Annotated in this window: 14 protein-coding genes and 1 pseudogene; 8 read left to right on the forward strand and 7 right to left on the reverse strand. The window is 72.7% G+C overall.

The window, feature by feature from the left end; all coding sequences use genetic code 11:
* Together ACIGQF_RS36100 and ACIGQF_RS36105 are read right to left on the reverse strand one after the other, a co-directional pair.
* On the reverse strand, positions 1–812 hold an 812-nt coding region (locus ACIGQF_RS36100), incomplete at its 3' end, for a hypothetical protein (RefSeq protein ID WP_399719558.1).
* Entirely contained in the window at positions 812–1,363 is a 552-nt protein-coding gene (locus ACIGQF_RS36105; protein ID WP_399719561.1) for a SigE family RNA polymerase sigma factor, read from the reverse strand. The genes ACIGQF_RS36105 and ACIGQF_RS36100, both read right to left, overlap by 1 nt.
* A 218-nt stretch (positions 1,364–1,581) precedes the next feature.
* Between ACIGQF_RS36105 and ACIGQF_RS36110 the strand changes: the two genes are divergently transcribed.
* The gene (locus ACIGQF_RS36110; protein ID WP_399719563.1) at positions 1,582–3,471 is read left to right on the forward strand and encodes a rhamnogalacturonan lyase; all 1,890 of its coding nucleotides are present in this window, start codon (positions 1,582–1,584) and stop codon (positions 3,469–3,471) included.
* Positions 3,472–3,488: 17 nt separating this feature from the next.
* Here ACIGQF_RS36110 and ACIGQF_RS36115 read toward each other — a convergent pair whose 3' ends face one another.
* The 3 genes and pseudogenes from ACIGQF_RS36115 to ACIGQF_RS36125 all read right to left on the reverse strand — a co-directional run bounded on the left by ACIGQF_RS36115 (position 3,489) and on the right by ACIGQF_RS36125 (position 6,992).
* A complete protein-coding gene (locus ACIGQF_RS36115; RefSeq protein ID WP_399719566.1) occupies positions 3,489–5,006 on the reverse strand; it encodes an alpha-N-arabinofuranosidase in 1,518 nt (505 codons plus the stop codon).
* A gap of 23 nt (positions 5,007–5,029) precedes the next feature.
* Positions 5,030–5,566: pseudogene (locus ACIGQF_RS36120) on the reverse strand (extracellular solute-binding protein); the annotation flags it as partial.
* A 436-nt stretch (positions 5,567–6,002) separates the two neighbouring features.
* Complete coding sequence (locus ACIGQF_RS36125) at positions 6,003–6,992, reverse strand: LacI family DNA-binding transcriptional regulator (protein WP_399719568.1); 990 nt, start codon at positions 6,990–6,992, stop codon at positions 6,003–6,005.
* A gap of 253 nt (positions 6,993–7,245) precedes the next feature.
* Here ACIGQF_RS36125 and ACIGQF_RS36130 point away from each other — a divergent pair, with 253 nt between their 5' ends.
* The 3 genes from ACIGQF_RS36130 (at position 7,246) to ACIGQF_RS36140 (ending at position 11,424) form a co-directional block, all read left to right on the forward strand.
* A complete protein-coding gene (locus ACIGQF_RS36130; protein WP_399719570.1) occupies positions 7,246–9,477 on the forward strand; it encodes a prolyl oligopeptidase family serine peptidase in 2,232 nt (743 codons plus the stop codon).
* A 135-nt stretch (positions 9,478–9,612) separates the two neighbouring features.
* Positions 9,613–10,515 carry a LysR substrate-binding domain-containing protein gene (locus ACIGQF_RS36135; protein WP_399719573.1) on the forward strand — a complete coding sequence of 301 codons (903 nt, stop codon included), beginning with the start codon at positions 9,613–9,615 and terminating at the stop codon, positions 10,513–10,515.
* Positions 10,516–10,824: 309 nt separating this feature from the next.
* A complete protein-coding gene (locus tag ACIGQF_RS36140) occupies positions 10,825–11,424 on the forward strand; it encodes a Rieske (2Fe-2S) protein (RefSeq protein ID WP_399719576.1) in 600 nt (199 codons plus the stop codon).
* Between the two features lie 29 nt (positions 11,425–11,453).
* Here ACIGQF_RS36140 and ACIGQF_RS36145 read toward each other — a convergent pair whose 3' ends face one another.
* Entirely contained in the window at positions 11,454–12,116 is a 663-nt protein-coding gene (locus ACIGQF_RS36145; protein WP_399719579.1) for a cysteine hydrolase, read from the reverse strand.
* Positions 12,117–12,285: 169 nt separating this feature from the next.
* Here ACIGQF_RS36145 and ACIGQF_RS36150 point away from each other — a divergent pair, with 169 nt between their 5' ends.
* A complete protein-coding gene (locus ACIGQF_RS36150; protein WP_399719581.1) occupies positions 12,286–12,756 on the forward strand; it encodes a pyridoxamine 5'-phosphate oxidase family protein in 471 nt (156 codons plus the stop codon).
* 23 nt (positions 12,757–12,779) lie between these two features.
* Here ACIGQF_RS36150 and ACIGQF_RS36155 read toward each other — a convergent pair whose 3' ends face one another.
* Positions 12,780–13,547, reverse strand: coding sequence for a FadR/GntR family transcriptional regulator (locus tag ACIGQF_RS36155; RefSeq protein ID WP_399719584.1), 768 nt, complete (start codon positions 13,545–13,547; stop codon positions 12,780–12,782).
* Positions 13,548–13,838: 291 nt separating this feature from the next.
* Here ACIGQF_RS36155 and ACIGQF_RS36160 point away from each other — a divergent pair, with 291 nt between their 5' ends.
* The 3 genes from ACIGQF_RS36160 (at position 13,839) to ACIGQF_RS36170 (ending at position 18,929) form a co-directional block, all read left to right on the forward strand.
* Entirely contained in the window at positions 13,839–15,260 is a 1,422-nt protein-coding gene (locus ACIGQF_RS36160; RefSeq protein ID WP_399719587.1) for an SLC13 family permease, read from the forward strand.
* A gap of 209 nt (positions 15,261–15,469) precedes the next feature.
* Entirely contained in the window at positions 15,470–17,038 is a 1,569-nt protein-coding gene (locus ACIGQF_RS36165; protein WP_399719589.1) for an acyl-CoA synthetase, read from the forward strand.
* A 619-nt stretch (positions 17,039–17,657) separates the two neighbouring features.
* Positions 17,658–18,929 (forward strand): carboxyl transferase domain-containing protein, encoded by a 1,272-nt coding sequence (locus ACIGQF_RS36170; protein WP_399719590.1) that lies wholly within the window; start codon positions 17,658–17,660, stop codon positions 18,927–18,929.
* Positions 18,930–19,137 lie beyond the last annotated feature (208 nt).

Genomic DNA, 19,137 nt, shown 5'->3' on the forward strand with positions numbered 1-19,137 from the left:
GGGGCCCCGCGGTGGGGGGCGCCCCCCCCCGGGGTGCGGCCCCCCCCCAGGGGGTCGGGGTTGGCCGCCCCGCGGCTTTTTGCGCCCCCGCGGGGGGGGGGGGCCCGGCCCCCCCCCCCCGACGCCCGTTCACGGCCGGACCGCGCGGTGGCCGCGTAGCCGTCCGCTCCGGCGTCCCGGCCGCCGCGCGCATGGTCGTACTGCCCCGCGAAGACATGGCGGCCCGCGGGCACCGTACGGCCGTCCTTCAGCGTCCAGCGGTAGACCAGGAAGCCGCCCTCGGGCCGGACGGTGAAGGTGAAGTCCTCCTCGGGCAGCGTGCGCCACGCACCGGTCGACCGCACGCCCTCGGTACGCGCGACGCGCAGCTCCACGGCCAGGGCGGTGAGCGGCTTCGCCGTCTGCAGGGTCACATTGCTCTGGGCCCAGAAGTCGTTGCTGTGCGGGTCGACGGAGCCGTCGCTCCAGAGCGGGCCGTCCTCGGTACGGGCGCCACCCCGGGGGTCACCGGGCGCGGACGAGCCGCTCGGCACGGGCGGCGCGCTGTGGGCGGGCGGGGCGGCGCCGTCGGCCCTGCCACCGCTGCCGTGGTCGTCCAGCACCGCGGACACGCCGTAGCCGCCGGCCGCCAGGACTCCGGCTACGGCGGCCGTCGCGCCCGCGATCCGCAGCCAGGGCGCCGTACGGCCCGACCGCCCCGGCACGGGCCGGTCGGGCACGGTCATACCGCGCTCGACCCGGGCCAGCATGCGTTCCCGGTCCGGGCGGTGGGCCGCCGCGGCCTGCCGCAGCCGGCGGCGCACCTCGTCCATCACGTCCTCCTGCCGACGAGTTCCCCCGCGGCGCGCGCACCCAGCAGCCGTTCCAGCTGCGCCATCCCCTTGGAGGTCTGGCTCTTCACCGTACCGACCGAGATGCCGAGGGCGAGCGCGGTCTCGCGCTCGGACAGATCGAAGGCGTGCCGCAGCACGACACAGGCCCGCTTGCGGAACGGCAGGGTGCGCAGCGCCTGCTGCACATCGACGACGGCGGGCACGTCCGGCGCGTCGGTGTGCTCGGAACACTGCGCCCAGAACAGCGCGATCCGGCGGCGTTCCCGGATGGCGCTGCGGATGTGGCTGCGGGCCAGGTTGGCGACGACACCCCGGGCGTACGCGGCGGGGTGGTCGGCGGCGCGGACCCGGTCCCAGCGGTGCCAGAGCGCGACCAGCGCGTCGGCCGCCAGGTCGTCGGCGCCTTCGGTGTCGCCGGTCAGCAGCCGGGCGAGCCGGCCGAGTTCGGCGTAGTGGCGTTCGAAGAACGCGCGGAACTCCGTGGCGGCGTCGGCGGGCGCGGCCACTGCTCCGTCCACGGACCTGTTCACCCACCCTCCCTTTTGTTCGGGATTTCGACCACTCCTCGACATGGCGAACACAGGCTAGGGGCGGTCCGGGCCCCGGGCAACCGTCCGGAAGGCCCGCTCCGGTTCGGGGGACGGTGGCGGCGATGACGGCAACGGCGGCAACCCTTCCGGGCGCTGCGCCCACCGGAGCACACGGGATCCCTCCCGTACCCCACCCGCACCGCACGCCAGGAGGCAACGTGCAACATCCCCAAGCGCCCCGTCCCCGGCGGAGACAACGCAACGACCGCCGCCGCGCCCTGGTCACCGCCGTGGTGGCCGGCACACTCGCCGCGGCCGGTCTCGCCGCGCTCCCGGACACCGCGTCCGCCGCCCCCGCCCGGCAGGCCGAGAAGCTCGACCGCGGCGTGGTCAGCGTCCACACCAGCGGCGGCAATCTGGTCGGCTGGCGCTGGCTCGGCACCGACCCCGACAACGTCTCCTTCAACGTCTACCGGGCCGGCACCAAGGTCAACTCCACCCCCATCACCGGCTCGACGAACTACTTCCACGCGGGCGCGCCCGAACAGGCCGACTACACCGTCCGCGCGGTCGTGAACGGCACCGAGCAGGGCGACTCGGCGCACGCCGTGCAGCTCCGCGCCGGCTACAAGGACGTACCGATCACTCCCCCGGCGGGCGGCACCACCCCGGACGGCGTGGCGTACGCCTACGAGGCCAACGACGCTTCGGTGGGCGACCTCGACGGCGACGGCGCGCTGGACTTCGTACTGAAGTGGCAGCCCACCAACGCCAAGGACAACTCCCAGTCCGGCTACACCGGCAACACGATCGTCGACGGCATCAGGCTCGACGGCAGCCGGTTGTGGCGCGTCGACCTGGGCCGCAACATCCGCTCCGGGGCGCACTACACGCAGTTCCAGGTGTACGACTACGACGGCGACGGCCGGGCCGAGGTCGCGATGAAGACCGCCGACGGCACGGTCGACGGGCAGGGCAAGGCGATCGGCAACGCCTCCGCCGACCACCGCAACAGCAGCGGATACGTGCTGTCCGGTCCCGAGTACCTGACCATGTTCGACGGCCGGACGGGCGCCGCGATGGGCACCACCGACTACGTGCCCGCACGCGGCAACGTCGCCTCCTGGGGGGACAGTTACGGCAACCGCGTGGACCGCTTCCTCGCCGGCACCGCCTACCTGGACGGCTCCCGGCCGTCCCTGATCATGGCGCGCGGCTACTACACCCGCAGCGTGATCGCCGCCTGGGACTGGCGCAACGGCGCCTTCACCCGGCGCTGGACCTTCGACACCGACTCCTCCACCAACAAGGGCAAGGGCTACGACGGGCAGGGCTCGCACAGTCTCTCCGTCGGCGACGTGGACGGCGACGGCAAGGACGAGGTCGTCCACGGCGCGATGGCGGTGGACGACAACGGCAACGCGCTGTGGACCACGAGGACCGGGCACGGCGACGCCCAGCACCTCGGCGACCTGGACCCTGGCACCGCGGGCCTGGAGTACTTCAAGGTCTCCGAGTCCACGGGCCAGCCCGCCGAGCTGTACATCGACCCCAAAAACGGCTCGGTCCGCTGGCAGCTCGCCGCCTGCTGCGACAACGGGCGCGGCGTCGCCGGTGACATCTGGTCCGGCAACGACGGGGCCGAGGTGTGGTCCGCCTCCGACAGCCAGATACGCGACGAGGCCGGCGCCGCCAAGGGCCGCGAACCGTCCTCGGCGAACTTCCTCAGCTGGTGGGACGGGGACACCACCCGCGAACTGCTGGACGGCACCCACATCGACAAGTACGGCACCGGCGGTGACACCCGCCTGCTGACCGGCGCCTCGGTAGCCTCCAACAACGGCACCAAGGCGACCCCCGTGCTCTCCGGCGACATCCTCGGCGACTGGCGCGAGGAGGTCGTCTGGCGCACCTCCGACAACCGCAACCTGCGGATCTACTCGACGCCGCACGAGACCGGCACCAGGATCACCACACTGCTGCACGACACCATGTACCGCACCGGCCTGGCCTGGCAGAACTCCGGCTACAACCAGCCGCCGCACCCGAGCTTCTTCCTCGGCGCCGGCATGGGAACGCCGCCCCGGCCGACGATCACCACTCCGTAAGCACATCGGACGGCCCGTCAGCCGAGCCGGACGACGTTCCACGACAGCGGTTCCAGGGTGGCGCGCAGTGTGCCGCCCTGGAGCACCGTCCCCGCCACCTCGTGCGGCACGACCCGGTCCGGCGCGTCGAGGGTGTTGCGGGCCTCGGGATCCGCGTCGGCCAGGGCGCTGTGCCCGGTGACATGTGTCACGCCCAGCCCGTGCAGCGCCACTTCCAGGGGCAGCGCGGCGTCCTGGCTGCGGTTGACCGCGAAGACGGTGACCGCTCCGGTCTCCGGATCGCGTACCGCGGTGGCGTGCAGCAGCGGTACCTCGCCGTACTTCGCCGTGGTGTACGTGGGTGAGTCCACCCGTACGTCCAGGACCTGCCCGCGGCCGTAGCGCGAGGCCTGCGCGAAGGGGAAGAAGGTGGTCTGCCGCCAGGCCGGACCGCCCGGCTCGGTCAGGATCGGCGCGATGACGTTGACCAGCTGGGCGAGGCAGGCGACGGCCACCCGGTCGGCGTGGCGCAGCAACGCGATCAGCAGCGAGCCGACGACGACCGCGTCGGTGACGCTGTAGTGGTCCTCCAGCAGCCGCGGTGCCTCGGGCCAGCCGGCCGGCGCCGCGGCGGCCCCGTCCTGCGCCCGGGACATGTACCAGACGTTCCACTCGTCGAAGGAGAGGGTGATCCGCTTCGTCGACTTCAGGCGCGCGCCGATGTGGTCGCAGGTCGCCACGGTGTCCTCGATGAATGACTCCATGTCGACGGCCGAGGCCAGGAAGGAGTCCCGGTCGCCGTCCTCCTCCTCGTAGTACGCGTGCAGGGAGACGTGGTCGACCAGGTCGTAGGTCTCGGCGAGCACGGTCGCCTCCCACGCGGCGAAGGTCGGCATGGCCCGGCCGGAGGAGCCGCAGGCGACCAGCTCGACGCCTGGGTCGGCCTGCCGCATCGCGCGGGCCGTCTCGGCGGCCAGCCGCGCGTACTCCGCCGCCGTCTTGTGGCCGGTCTGCCAGAATCCGTCCAGCTCGTTGCCCAGGCACCACAGGCGGATGCCGTACGGGTCCTTGTCGCCGTGCGCGATGCGCCGCTCGGACAGCTCGGTGCCGGCCGGGTGGTTGGCGTACTCCTGGAGCTCCAGCGCCTCGGCGACGCCCCGGGTGCCGAGGTTGAGCGCCATCATGGGCTCGGCCTGCGGGCCGAGCTTCCTGAGGAGACCGGCGTACTCGGCGAGGCCGAAGCGGTTGGTCTCCGTCGACCGCCAGGCCAGGTCCAGCCGCCGCGGCCGGTGCTCGACCGGCCCGACCGAGTCCTCCCACCTGTAGCCGGAGACGAAGTTGCCGCCGGGGTAGCGGATCACGGTGACGCCCAGCTCGCGGATGAGTGCCAGCACGTCGGTGCGCAGTCCGGCCCCGTCGGCGGCCGGGTGGCCCGGCTCGAAGATGCCGGTGTAGACGCAGCGTCCGAGATGCTCGACGAAGGCACCGAAGAGCCGCGGGCCGGACTCGCCGACGGTGAAGGCGGGGTCGAGGGTGAAGCGTGCCGTGCGCCTCATCTCGGCTCTCCCAGCAGCGCCAGGTAGGTCCAGCCCTCCTCCGGCACGACACCGGCCTTCTTGAACACCTTCTCGTCGATGACGAGCGACATCGTGTTGGAGCCGACCGGGACGCCCAGCAGTTTGCCGTCCACCTCGCCGGCCTTCTCCAGGCCCGACCGGAAGCCCGTCATCTTCAGACGGCCCGCGTCGGCCTGCTGCTTCAGGTCGAGCAGCACACCCCGCTTGTCGTACTTCCGCAGGAACGCGACGGCACACTGGAACACGTCCGGTGGATTGCCGCCCGCGGCCTGGGTCTGGAACTTCTCCCAGAAGGCCACATAGTCCTGGAAGTCCGTCTTGACCTTGATCTTGGGGTGCTTCTCCTCGAAGAGCGCGATGCTCTTCTTGATCCGCTTGGCCCGGTCGTCGGCGCCCCACCACGCGTACCGGATCGTGACGGTCCCGTCCGCCGATCCCCCGCCGGTACCGCAGCCGGCCGCCGTCAGACCGAGGGCGGCGACCGAGCCCCCCGTGATCTTCAGCAGGCCGCGCCGGTCAACTCTCCCACTGGCACGCACAGTCGTCCTCCGCACGTATCCCGCACAGCCCACCAGGGCATCGAAGCAGCCCACAGGTGTGTCGATTTGAATCGTTCAAGGAAAGCGCTTGCCGTGTTGTGCGAACAAGGTAGGGACGCACCGCGGCACGGTCAATGGACCGGACAAAATTGAGGGAGAGCGGATGGGCGAGGGAGATACCGGTATGATGAATCGATTCATGCAACGACACCGCATGAAACCCGTTGCAGAGACCGGTTGCAGACCGCATCGCACGGCACTGCCGCAGGGCGGAACCCATGAGCGCGTCACATCGGGTGATGGCCGAGGCAGCAGGCGCCTCGGTGTCATCCTGGTGGAACCGGTTCCTGGAACCGGTTGCCCGAGGTGGGGATTGGTTGCCTGAGGTGGGGCCCGGTTGCCTCAGTTGCCTCGCTCCGTCCCCGCGACCTGCCGGTCATTCGTTTCGGGCCGGTCCCGTGGAGCCGCGGACGACGAGTTGGGTGGGCAGTGGCAGCACCCGGGGTGTCTGCCGCTCGCCTGCGACGGCGCGTGCCAGCAGGTCGAGGCTGAGCGAGCCGGCCCGGTCCATCGGGACCGCGATACTGGTGAGCGCCGGGTGCGACACCGCGGCGAAGGGGATGTCGTCGACGCCGATGACGCTCAGCTCCTCGGGCACTCGTACGCCCATCGCGCGGACTCCCGTGAGCACTCCCAGCGCCATCAGGTCGTTGTGAGTGATCACGGCGGACGCGCCGGAGGCGAGCACACCGGCGGCCGCGGCGGAGCCGCCGGCCACGGTCTCGGCCTGCCAGCCCAGCAACTCCAGCGCCATGCCCGCTCGTTCGGTCTGCGCGCGGACGAGTGCCACGCGCCGGGCGTTGGACCAGGAGTGCCGGGAGCCCTGTACGTAGGCGAGCCGGTGGTGGCCCAGCGCGACGAGGTGGTCGACGGCCTGGCGCAGCCCGTCCTCCGCGTCCGCCAGCACGCAGTCCGCCCCGGTGGTCTCGCGGTTGACCAGTACGGCCGGGGTGCGGCCGCACAGCGACAGAACCTCGTCGGCGGGCAGCCGCGGCGAGCACACCACCAGACCGTCGGACTGCTCCCGCATGCGCGTGAGCAGCGCCCGCTCGCGGTCCGGGTCGAAGTCGGTGTCGGCGAGGACGACCGTCTGCCCCCGTGACCAGCCCACACCCTGGGCCGCCTTGACGAACGCGCCGAAGACCGGGTTGGCGATGTCCGGTACGACCACGGCGATGGTGGTCTCCGCGCGCCCGGCCGCTTCGGACGTCCGGGACACGGTCGGCTGGTAACCCAATTCCTGTGCGGCGGCCAGCACCTTGCGCAAGGTCTCCGGGCCCAGCCGCCCGGGTTCGCTGAACGCCCGGGACGCCGTGGAGAGCGCCACTTCGGCACGTCGGGCGACGTCGGTCAGGGTGGGCGACATGGCTGCCTTCCTCGCGGCGAGGGCGGGCGACGGCCGGCGGAGGCCGCCGCCGGCATCAGAGCTTGCGCAAACTTATCAACGCTTGCTGAGGCTTGCCGCCGCCCACGACCGGTCGTCGCCGGTCTTCGCCGGACGTCGGGCCTCGCCGGGCGTCATCGGTCCGGTTGCTGTCCCGGCACTCCTCCAGCCGTCCCGGCACTCCCCTGGAGGTATTCGCTGTCGGCGACCGACGGAATACCGATAGGACTCCTTCATGGACTCTTCTTCCTCCGCCGACTTTCCCCGCCAATTCGCCCGCACCCGCCGCTTCTCGCTCGGCGCGCCACGGAACTTCACCCTCTCCCCCGACGGCCAGCGCGTCCTGTTCACCCGTACCGGCGGTGGCCGGGACCCGATAGGCCGGCTCTGGCTGCTGGCGGAGGACGGGGAACGGCTGCTCGTCGACCCGACCGCGCTGGTGGGCGCCGGTGCCGAGGTGCCGGAGGAAGAGCGGCTGCGCCGGGAGCGGGCCCGCGAGCGCACCGCCGGAGTGGTGTCGTACGCGACCGACAGCGCGGCCCGTCTCGCGGTCTTCGCGCTGGGCGGCGCGCTGTGGGCGGTGCGCACGGACGAGGGCAAGCCCTTCCCGGTCCCGGCGGCGGGCCCCGTCGTCGACCCGCGCCCCTCCCCCGACGGGCGGCACATCGCCTATGTGACGGGCCGTTCGCTGCACGTCGTGCCGGCACCGGGCAGCTCGGCCGGTGTGGAGAAGCCGGGGCGGGAGGACCGGCGGCTGGCGGCGGCCGAAGGTCCGGAGATCAGCTACGGACTCGCCGATTACACCGCCGCGGAGTCCATGGGCCGGCTGCGCGCCCACTGGTGGTCCCCGGACGGCGAGCGGCTGCTCGTCGCGCGGGTGGACACCACACCGGTGCGGCACCGCTGGATCAGCGACCCGGCCCGCCCGGACCGGCCGCCGCGCGTGGTGCGCTACCCGGTGGCCGGCACGGCCAACGCCGACGTGACCCTGTGGGTGTACCGGCTGGACGGCAGCCGCACCGAGGTGGTGTGGGACCGGACGGCGTACGAGTACCTGGTCACCGCCGGCTGGGACGCGCACGGCCCGCTCCTCGGGGTGCAGTCCCGCGACCAGCGAACGCTGCGCACGCTCGCCGTCGACCCGGACACCGGCGCCACCTCGGTGCTCGACGAGCGGACCGACCCCGCGTGGGTGGAGCCGGTGCCCGGTACGCCGGTCAGGACCGCGTCCGGCGCGCTGGTGGTCACGTACGACGTGGCGGGCACCCGGCATCTGACGGTCGGCGGCGAGGTGGTGACACCGGCCGGTCTCCAGGTCCGGACCGTGCTGGGCACGGAGGGCGAGCGGGTCTTCTTCACCGCCTCCGACGACCCGACGGAGACCCATGTGTGGTGCCACGACCCGGAGGAGACGGAAAAGATGAAGGAAACGGGGGAGACGGAGGAAGCGAAACCGGTGCGGCTGAGCGGCGGGCCGGGCACGCATGCGGCCGTGGTGCGTGGCGGCACGGCCGTCTTCCACGGGCTGACACCGGACGGACCGTACGCGGAAGTCCGCCGGGCGGGCGGAGCGACGGCGACGACGGCAACGGCAACGGCAACGGCAACGGCAACAGCCTTCACCACCGCCGCCTCCGCCGTGACCGCCCTCGCCTCCCTGGCGGAGGCCCCGGCCGTCACCCCGCGCCCACGCCATCTCCTGCTCGGAGCACGGGAGTTGCGGGCCGCGCTGTACCTCCCGTCCTGGTACGAACCGGGTACGGGGCCGCTGCCCGTACTGCTCGACCCGTACGGCGGTCCCGGCATGCAGATGGTGGTCGCCGCCCGCGACTGGCCGGCGTGCGTCTCGCAGTGGTTCGCCGAGCAGGGCTTCGCGGTGCTGGTCGCCGACGGGCGCGGCACACCGGGCCGCGGCCCCGACTGGGAGAAGGAGATCCACGGCGACCAGCTGACGCCCGCCCTGGAGGACCAGGTGGACGCCCTGCACGCGGCCGCCGAGCAGGTGCCGGACCTCGACCTCACCCGGGTGGCGATCCGCGGCTGGTCCTTCGGCGGGTTCCTGGCCGCCGCCGCGGTGCTGCTCCGCCCGGAGGTCTTCCACGCGGCGGTGGCGGGCGCGGCACCCACCGACCAGCGGCTGTACGACACGTACTGGAAGGAGCGCTTCCTCGGCCATCCCGACAAGGAGCCGCAGAACTACGACCGGTCCTCGCTCACCGGCCGGGGTCACCTGCTGCGCCGCCCGCTGCTGCTGATCCACGGCCTGGCCGACGACAACGTCGCGCCCGCCAACATGCTGCGCTTCTCGGCCGAACTGCTCGCCGCCGGCCGCCCGCACACGGTGCTGCCCCTGTCGGGCGCGACCCACGCGCCCGCCGACGACCGGGTGAACGAGAACCTCCTCCTCTTCCAGTGCGATTTCCTCCGGGACGCGCTCGGCATCGGCACGCGCCCGGCAGCGGGGTGACACACGGCCCGAGGCGGTCGGATGCGTGCGGTGCGGACCGGATCTGGCCGGATCGTCGCCGGAACCCGGCCGCCCGGTACGGGGCCCGCCTACCGCGCTTGAGCGGCGGTCGCGCACCCTGAGAGGGTGCGGCGCGTGGAACTGCGCCATCTCTCCGGGTTCGTGGCCGTCGCCGAGGAGCTGCACTTCGGCCGGGCCGCGGAGCGCCTGCACATCGCCCAGTCCCCGCTCAGCCAGCAGATCCGGCTGCTGGAACGGGACCTGGGCGCCACCCTCTTCGAGCGCACCACGCGCTCGGTCCGGCTGACCGCGGCCGGACAGGCCCTGCTGGCACCGGCCCGCAGCCTCCTCGCCGACGCCTCCGCCGCGCGCCGCACGGTGCGGTCGGTCAGTCTGGGCGAGGCGGGCCGGGTGACGGTGGGGTACGCGGACGCCGGCGGCTACGCGGCACTGCCCCCGCTGGCCCGTGCCGTCACCACGGAATTCCCGGGCATCGAGCTGGCGTTGCAGGGCCAGGTGCACTCCGGCGAGGCGCTCGACCGGATCGCCGACGGCACCCTCGACCTCGGATTCGTTCCGCTCCCCGTACGCCGCGGCATCCTCTCCCGCGTCGTCCGCGTCGAGCGGCTGGTGTGCGCGCTGCCGGACAGCCACCCGCTGGCCGCGCGGGAGGTGGTCGACCTCGCAGAGCTGGCGGCGGAGCACTTCGTGACGTTACCTGCCGCGCGCGGATCGGCCGTACGGGATGCGACGGTGCATGCCTGCCGCACCACCGGCTTCACGCCGCGCATCGCCCAGGAAGCACCGGACTCCTACCACCTCCTCGGCCTGGTCGGAGCCGGGGTGGGCGTGGCTCTGGTAGTCGAGTCGGCCCGCCGCATCCGCCTGGAGCAGGTGGTCTTCCGCCCCTTGGCGGGCGAGGTGGCCCCGTTGCCGATCGCCCTCGCCTGGCACGCGGACAACGGGTCGGCGGCCCTGCACAACGTACTGAAGGTCGCGGAACGGATACTCCCCACGCCTACGGAGTACGCACCGTAGGCCCGCCTCCCCTCTTTTCCTTGCGTTTCCGCGCGTTTCCTTGCGTTTCCGCGTGTCTCTGCATGTTTCCGCGTGTCTCTGCGTGTCTCCGCGTGTCTCCGCGTGTTTCTTTGTCCCGACGGTCGATCGTCCTCCGCTCGAAACACCCGGTCGGGAAACACCCGGTCGGCCGAGCCGCTGAACACCGGAGGCTCGGGGTCCGTATGGAACCTTCACAAGAGCCAGTGGACACCCGCACGGGACCGGTACACCACCGGTCCTCAGGATCCGTCCCGGCTCCCGACCGGGACCGGGGCCTGTGGAGGCATCATGAGTTCACCATCACCGGACCGTGCCGAAGCGGCCGGCCCTGCCGGAGCGCCCGGCGATGCCCGATCGACAGCGCGTCCCGGCAGCGCCCGGCGTACGTTGGTGGCGGCGGCCGGTGCCGCGGGGCTGACCGCGGCGCTCGCGGCGTGCGGGAACGACAGCGGAGGTGGTGGCGGTGGCGGCGGGGGCGGCAACTACGGCTCGTCGTCACCGTCGGCCTCCTCGGCCTCTTCGGGGTCGCCGTCATCGGACGGCTCCCCGTCGGCCGGCGGTTCGGAGTCGTCCGAGGGCAGCGGCCCCAGCCGCGGCGGCGGGAAGGTACTGGCCAAGACCTCGGAGATCCCCTCCGGTGGCGGCAAGATCTTCAAGGCGCAGAAGATCGTGGTGACCCAGCCCTCCGAGGGCAACTTCAAGGCCTTCTCCGCGGTCTGCACCCACGCGGGCTGCCTGGTCGGCAAGGTCAGCGGCGGCACGATCGACTGCCCCTGCCACGGCAGCAAGTACGCCATCGCCGACGGCAGCGTGCGCCACGGCCCGGCGACCAAGGGCCTGCCCTCCGTACCGCTGAAGGTCAGCGGCGGCGAGATCGAACTGGCCTGAGGCCGCCCGCGCCCCCTCGTCCCCCTGCCTCACCGCTCCCGGCGCGGCCGCTTCCAGCAGGTGAGCACCGCGTCCGTGGAGGTGACGGTGGCGACGAGGGCGAGGGTGTTGCGCACCATGGCCGGGGTGTATTCGGCGGGCACCCCGGCGATGGCATCGGCCGGCACCACCGCCGTGTAGCCGAGGTTGACCGCGTCGAAGACCGCGTTGGGTATCGCCACGTTCGCCGAGACGCCGACGACCACGATGTTGCGGACGCCGAGGTTGCGCAGCAGCGCGTCCACGTCCGTACCGGAGATCGGCGACAGCCCGTGCAGCCGGCGCACGATCAGGTCCTCCTCGGTCACCGGTACCGGGTCGGCTATCCGCACCGCGTCCGACCCGGTGATCTGCTGTACGGGCAGCCGCCCGGCGGCATGGAAGAGGCGGGCGTTGTGACTGGCGCCGCGGCCGTCGGGCCGGCGTTCGGCGACCGCGTGCAGCACCTGCACACCGGCCTCGTGCGCGGCGTCGGTCAGCCGGGCCACCTGGGCGAGCGCGCCGGTGGTGCGCGCCGCCTCGGCCAGTTCGGGCAGTGCGCTCTCCGGTCCGACGACGCCGTTCTGGCACTCGACGGTGAGCAGCGCGGTCGTCGCGGGGTCGAGCTGCTCCACCAGACGAGCGGCCTGGTTTGCCTGTGCTTCCGTGGCCATGCGGGGTGCCTCCTGGGGGCGGACGGTCGGGCCCGGGGGTCCATTGCGTTCGCTGAGCCGAGGGCCCATGATTCCTGACACTTGGTCAGACGGCCAGGGCCCGCAGCCGGCCGGTCGGACCGGGGCCGGCGCGGACAAGGGACGTACGGAACACCGGAGGTGGCGGCAGATGGCGACAGCGGCGGGGCAGCGCAGAGGACGCCGGATCATGATGAGCCCGGAGGAGCTGAACACCTTCCTGACCCGGCAGCGGACCTGCCGGATCGCCACGGTCGGCCCGGACGGCGCACCGCATGTCAGCGCGCTGTGGTTCGTATGGGACGGCACATCGCTGTGGCTGTACTCGCTCACCCGCAGCAAGCGCTGGGCCCAGCTCGTGAAGGACCCGCGCACGGCGGTCGTGGTCGACGACGGCCACGAGTACGGCGAGCTGCGCGGCGCCGAACTGTCGGGCAGCGTGGCGTTCGTCGGCGAGGCACCGCGCCACGGCGAGCCCTGCCCGGAACTGGCCGAGCCCGAGCGTCTTTTCGCGGCGAAGTACTTCGGCATGGAGACGATGCCGCACGACGGCCGCCACGCCTGGGCCCGCCTCACCCCGGATGCGGTGGCATCGTGGGACTTCCGCAAGATCCCGGGCTGAGGGGCAGGGGCAGGGGCTGCGGTTCAGAGGTCAGGGCTTCTGTCGGGGGTGTGGTCCTGCACGTCCCGCGCACCCGCCGCGTCGTCGCCGTCCTCCGGCGTCCAGGTCAGTAGCCGTACCTCGGCGACCGTACGGAGGTGCCGGCGCATGGCCGTCGCCGCGCTCCTCGGATTGCCTTCCCTGATGGCCTCCAGGATCCGGCGGTGCTGGGCGAGCGAGCGCTTGGGGCGGCCGGGCTGGCGCAGCGATTCGTTTCGGCTCTCGGTGATCTGCTCGGCGATGGCGCGCATGAACTCGGCGAGCAGCGTGCTGTGCGCGGCCGCGGTGACGGCGGCGTGGAAGCGGCGATCGCCCTCCACGCCCGGCCCGCCGTCCGCGACCTCCTGCGCCATGTGCGCGAGGGCGTCGTCGAGCGCTTCGAGGTCGGCGTCCGTACGGCGGCGGGCGGCCAGTTCGGCGAGCTTGGTCTCCATGGCCTCGCGCGCCTCCAGCACGTCCGGCAGCCGGCGGCGGCGCTCGACCAGCCGCTCGACGGGCTCGGCGGCGTCCAGGGTGCCGCGCACGAGATAGGTGCCGCCGCCATGCCGGACCTCGACCAGGCCCTGCACCTCCAGTACCACGATGGCCTGCTTCACCGACGCGCGGCTGACCCCGAGCCGCTGGGCCAGTTCGCGCTCCGGGGGCAGGCGGTCGCCCGCGCTCAGCCCGCTCTCGGCGGCGTACTGACGCAGTCTCTCGACCACCTGCTCGTAGAGCCGTGGCCTGGTCATCGGCCGCAGTGCCTCGGACATCCGGTCGCCCCCTCGGTTCGTTCGCCGTGCCAAGAGTATTGACGCACGTCGCCGTTGGCCATCAAAGTGGCTCAGCCAATTGGCCATTGACCCAATGTCCCGCCGGGGCCCCTCGCGACCCCACCGGGCCGTCATCCCTGCCCGTGCGCTGTCCCCGCCCTGCACCTCTCCTTCCCCTCTTCCTTTTCCTCCCCCTCTCCCTTCTCCCTCCCCCTCCCCTCCCCCTGTCCCACTTTCCCCAGCCGGTCGGGCCGCTCAGGCCGCTCGGGCCGGCCATGAACGGAGCCGCAGATGTCGCCCGAAGTGATCTCGATCCTCGTGCTCGCCGTTGTCTTCGTACTGGCCACCACCCGGTCGATCAACATGGGCGCGCTGGCGTTCGCCGCCGCGTTCGGCGTGGGCACGCTGGTCGCGGGGATGAGCACGGACGACATCTTCGCCGGCTTCCCCGGTGACCTGTTCGTGGTCCTGGTCGGCGTGACGTACCTCTTCGCCATCGCCCGCGCCAACGGCACCACCGAGTGGCTGGTGCACGCATCGGTGCGGCTGGTCGGCGGCCGGGTCGCGCTCATCCCGTGGGTGATGTTCGCGGTCACCGGCGCGCTCACCGCGATCGGCGCGGTCAGCCCGGCGGCGGTGGCGATCGTCGCCCCACTCGCGCTCGGTTTCGCGGCGCAGTACGGCATCAGTCCGCTACTGATGGGCGCGCTGGTGGTGCACGGCGCGCAGGCCGGCGGGTTCTCGCCGATCAGCATCTACGGCTCGACCGTCAACGGCATCGTCGCGCGCGAACAGCTGCCCGGCAGCCCGCTCGCGCTCTTCGCCGCAAGCCTGATCGTCAACCTGGTCATCGCGGCAGCCCTCTTCGTCGCCCTGGGCGGGCTCCGCCTCCCCCGGACGGGTGGCGGCGACCGTGCCGCGAACACCACGCTCCCGGGTACCGGCAACGGTACGGAAAGCACCACGCTCACGAGTGCCGACAACCGCACGGACAGCACCACACTCACGAGTGCCGACAACCGCACGGACAGCACCACACTCGCGGGTGGCCGGAGCGGCACGGAAACCACCACGCGAACGAGTGGCGAGGGCGGCACGGCGGTGGGGGCCCTCTCCCTCACACCGGCTCGCATCGCCACCCTCCTCGCCCTGCTGGCGCTGGTCGTGGCGGTCCTCGTCCTGGACCTGGACGCAGGCCTGACCGCGATCACCCTCGCCGTCGTCCTCAGCGCCGTATGGCCGCAGGACAGCAAGGCCGCGGTCTCGGAGATCACCTGGCCCACCGTGCTGCTGATCTGCGGTGTCCTCACCTACGTCGGTGTCCTGGACGAGATGGGCACCATCACCTGGGCGGGCCACGCCGTCGGCGGTATCGGCATACCCCTGCTGGCCGCGCTGCTGTTGTGTTACATCGGCGCACTGGTCTCCGCGTTCGCCTCCTCCGTCGGCATCATCGGGGCGCTGATCCCCCTGGCCGTACCGTTCCTGGCGCAGGGCTCGATCGGCGCGGTCGGGATGGTCGCGGCGCTCGCGGTCTCCGCCACCGTCGTCGACGTGAGTCCGTTCTCCACGAACGGCGCACTGGTGCTGGCGAACGCCAAGAATGTCGACCGGGACGGTTTCTTCCGGCAGTTGATGGTGTACGGAGCCCTCGTGGTCGTGGCCGTACCGGCACTGGTCTGGCTCGCGCTGGTGGTACCGGGCTTCGGCTGACACCGAGATGCCGTCGGCCGCCCCGGGCCCGCCCGCCCACGTACGACTCGTCACGTACCACTCATCAGATATCGATGATCACGTACGGGTGATCACGTACCGGTCATCGTCCTCGGGTGTACCGGGCAGGGATCACCCGCCACGGTTCCACAGGGACCTCGGGTATCCAGGAGTGGGTACCCACACAGCAAGAGAACGAAGGAGTTTCGGTGAACGAGCTTTTCCCGGCGCTGCGTACGGCGTCCTCCCGTACCGCACTGCGTTTCCAGGACCGCGCGCTGACGTACGGACAGCTCGCCGCGTCCGCAGGCACGCTCGCGGCGCGGATCGGCGCCGAGCGGCGGGTGGCGGTGTGGGCCACGCCCACGATGGAGACCTCGGTCGCCGTGGTCGCGGCGCTGCTCGCCGGAATCCCGGCCGTACCGGTCAACCCCAAGATCGGCGAGAGCGAGCTGGCGCACATCGTCTCCGACAGCGCGCCCACGCTCGTCCTGGCCGAACCGGACGCCCAACTCCCCGGCCCGCTCGCCGCACTGCCCCGCATCGACGTCGATCCGTACGAGGGGACCGAATCGGGCGCGACGGCCGAGGGAAGCGAACCCGGTACGTCGGCCGGGGAGCCGGGCGCGAGCGGTGCGAGCGCCGAGTCCGGCGCTCCGGCCGGTGCGGCAGGCGGGGCGACGGACGGGGTGGTCGAGCTGCCCCCGGAGCCCGGTGCCGAAGCCCCCGCCGTGATCGTCTACACCTCCGGCACGACGGGCCGTCCCAAGGGCGTGGTCATTCCCCGGCGGGCGATCGCATCCACGCTCGACGCGCTGGAGGAGGCGTGGCAGTGGACCGCCGATGACGTACTCGTCCACGGCCTGCCGCTGTTCCACGTCCACGGCCTGATCCTGGGCATCCTCGGCCCGCTGCGCCGCGGCGGCACCGTGCACCACCTCGGCCGCTTCTCCACCGAGGGTGTGGCGCGCGAACTGGCCGGCCCCGGCACGATGCTGTTCGGCGTGCCGACGATGTACCACCGGCTGGCCGCCGAGGCGGGCGACAACCCGGCGCTCGCCAAGGCGCTGGGCGGTGCGCGGCTGCTGGTATCCGGCTCGGCCGCGCTGCCGCTGACGGACCACCAGAAGATCACGGCGGCGACCGGCGCACGGGTCGTCGAGCGGTACGGCATGACCGAGACCCTGATGAACACCGCCGTCCGGGCCGACGACACCGCCGCGCCGGGCACGGTCGGCGTGCCGCTGCCGGGCGTGCACGCGCGGCTGGTCGACGAGTCCGGCACGGCCATCGAGGAGAGCGACGGCGAGACGGTCGGCGAGATCCAGGTACGCGGCCCGAACCTCTTCGTGGAGTACCTGAACCGGCCGGACGCGACGGCCGAGGCGTTCGACGGCGGCTGGTTCCGCACGGGCGACATGGCCACCCGGGACGCGGGCGGGCGGTACCGGATCGTCGGCCGCAAGGCCACCGACCTCATCAAGAGCGGCGGCTACAAGATCGGCGCGGGCGAGATCGAGAACTCGCTGCTGGAACACCCGGGCGTCGCCGAAGCCGCGGTCACCGGCGAACCGGACGAAGATCTCGGCGAGCGCATCGTGGCCTGGATCGTCCCCGGCACGGACGAGAACGGCGGCTCGGCACCGACGGCACAGGAACTCATCGACCACGTCGCCGCCCAGCTCGCGCCCCACAAGCGCCCCCGCATCGTCCACTTCCTCGACGCCCTCCCGCGCAACGACATGGGCAAGATCCTCAAGCGGGGCCTTCATGCGTAACCACACGAACGGTGAGGGGTCGGCGTCGGGGCCCGCGAGCGGGCCGGGCTCGACGCCCGCGAGCGGGCCGCTTCCGGGCGGGGCGTCCGCGGGCAGGACACCGAATGCCGAGGCGGCGCCCTCGGCTCGCCTCTCTGCACGGGAGGTACTGGCCCGCCTGACGGACGAGGGAACCTTCCGCCCCTTCCCCGGCTCGGAGCCCATCGCACCGGAGCCGGTCGTACGGGAGCCGGTTGTACGGGAGTCGGAGCCGACCGGCTCGGAGCCGGAACCGGAGCCGGAGCCGGAACCGGTGCCTGAGCCGACCGACAGGGACGAGGGCCGCGGCCCCGCCGACCCGACGACGAAGCCGCCCGGCCTGGCGCAGCCATCCGGCCTGGCGCAGTCGTCCGGCCTGGCACAGCCGTCCGGCCTCGGGTCCGATCCCACCCGCCCGGCGGCGGATCACACCACCCCGTCGTCGGCCCCCACCCCGTCGAGGCCGGCCCACGGCCCGCCCGAGCCGGCACCCCCACCGCAGGAGCCGGCCGGGGCGCGCTCCTCCCAGGAACCCACATCAGCGCAGCCCCCGCCGGGACAGCCCGCATCGGCACAGGCCACACCAGTGCAGCCCGCTTCCGTGGAATCAGCGCACGCCCCGGCAGTCGACGACGGTCCCCTCCGCTGGGACGGCTACGGTGCCGCGCGGGCCCGTGCCACCGAGACGACCGGGGAACGCGAGTCCGTCGTCTGCGGCACCGCCGACTTCGGCGGCACCCCCGCCGTCGTCATCTCCTTCGAGTTCCGCTACCTCGGCGGCTCCCTCGGCCGGCACACCGGCGACCGCCTGGAAGCCGCGTACATCCGGGCCCGCCAACTCCGCCTCCCGGTCGTCTCCCTGATCGCCACCGGCGGCAGCCGCATGCAGGAGGGCATGCTCGCCCTCACTCAGCTCCAGCGCATCGCCGGGCAGTCCGCGCTCACTCGTGCCGCCGGCCTCCCGCAGCTCGCGGTCCTGCGCGACCCGACGACCGGCGGCGGCTGGGCGACGCTCGGCGCCGGCGCCGACGTCATCCTCGCACTGCCGGGCGCACAGGTCGGCTTCGCCGGCTCCCGCGTACGTCCCGCCGACGCCGACCCGTCCGCGTACACCGCCGAAGGCCAGCTGGCCACGGGCCACATCGACGCGGTCGTACCGCCCGAGCGGCTGCGGGTCACCCTCGCCCGCTGGCTGCGGCTGCTGACCACCACGGACGAGGAATCGGCACCGGTACCGACCGCGCAGGGCGCAGGCGACCTGCCGGAATCGGGCTGGCGCGCGGTGCAGCGGACCCGCGCCCCCACGCGCCCGCGCGCCGACGCGTACCTGAACACGTACTTCGACTGGCGCGAGGAGATCAGCGGCGATCGCTGCGGAGGCGTGGACGACGGCATGCGCTGCGGGTTCGGCCACCGGGCCGGCCGTACGGTGGCGTACGCGGCACAGTGCGGTACGGCCACCCGCCCGGCCGGCTTCCGCACCGCGGCCCGCCTCGTACGCCTCGCCGACCGGCTCGGCATCCCCGTCCTCACCCTCGTGGACACTCCGGGAGCGGCCAACGACACGGCGGCCGAACGGTCCGGCGCCGGCGCCGCCATCGCGGACCTCTTCACGGCGATGGCCGAGGCGCGCACGCCGCTGACCTCGCTGCTCATCGGCGAGGGCGGCTCGGGCGGCGCGCTCGCACTGGCCGCACCGGGCCGACTGTGGGCGACCCCGGACAGCTACTTCTCCGTCATCGCCCCGGAATTGGCCACCGCCATCCTCAAACGCACCCCCTCCGACGTCCCCCGAACCGCCGACCAGCTCCACTTACGGCCTCAGGACCTGATGTCCCTCGGTCTCATCCGCGGCATCGTCCCAGCCAACTGACCCCACCCCGCCCCAACCTGGTACCAAGCACCAGGCACCAGCTCCCGGGTACCAGGTCCCGGGCCCGCGCCCCCTGCTCCCTGTCACCGCCCAGGCACCCCGCCAGCGACGGCGACAGGGAGCAGGTCACATCAGGTCAGGTCCGGACCGGGCCGGCCCGGGCAGGTCAGATCAGATCCGGGCAGGTCAGATCCGGGCCCGGGCGAAT

Source organism: Streptomyces sp. NPDC053560 (assembly GCF_044544605.1).
Lineage (GTDB): Bacteria > Actinomycetota > Actinomycetes > Streptomycetales > Streptomycetaceae > Streptomyces.

Bases quoted from the DNA above. Each gene is read 5' to 3' on its own strand.
- ACIGQF_RS36145 (WP_399719579.1), bottom strand. From the start codon at position 12,116: ATGGCCACGGAAGCACAGGCAAACCAGGCCGCTCGTCTGGTGGAGCAG.
- ACIGQF_RS36125 (WP_399719568.1), bottom strand. From the start codon at position 6,992: ATGTCGCCCACCCTGACCGACGTCGCCCGACGTGCCGAAGTGGCGCTC.
- ACIGQF_RS36150 (WP_399719581.1), top strand. From the start codon at position 12,286: ATGGCGACAGCGGCGGGGCAGCGCAGAGGACGCCGGATCATGATGAGC.
- ACIGQF_RS36130 (WP_399719570.1), top strand. From the start codon at position 7,246: ATGGACTCTTCTTCCTCCGCCGACTTTCCCCGCCAATTCGCCCGCACC.
- ACIGQF_RS36155 (WP_399719584.1), bottom strand. From the start codon at position 13,547: ATGTCCGAGGCACTGCGGCCGATGACCAGGCCACGGCTCTACGAGCAG.
- ACIGQF_RS36140 (WP_399719576.1), top strand. From the start codon at position 10,825: ATGAGTTCACCATCACCGGACCGTGCCGAAGCGGCCGGCCCTGCCGGA.
- ACIGQF_RS36115 (WP_399719566.1), bottom strand. From the start codon at position 5,006: ATGAGGCGCACGGCACGCTTCACCCTCGACCCCGCCTTCACCGTCGGC.
- ACIGQF_RS36160 (WP_399719587.1), top strand. From the start codon at position 13,839: ATGTCGCCCGAAGTGATCTCGATCCTCGTGCTCGCCGTTGTCTTCGTA.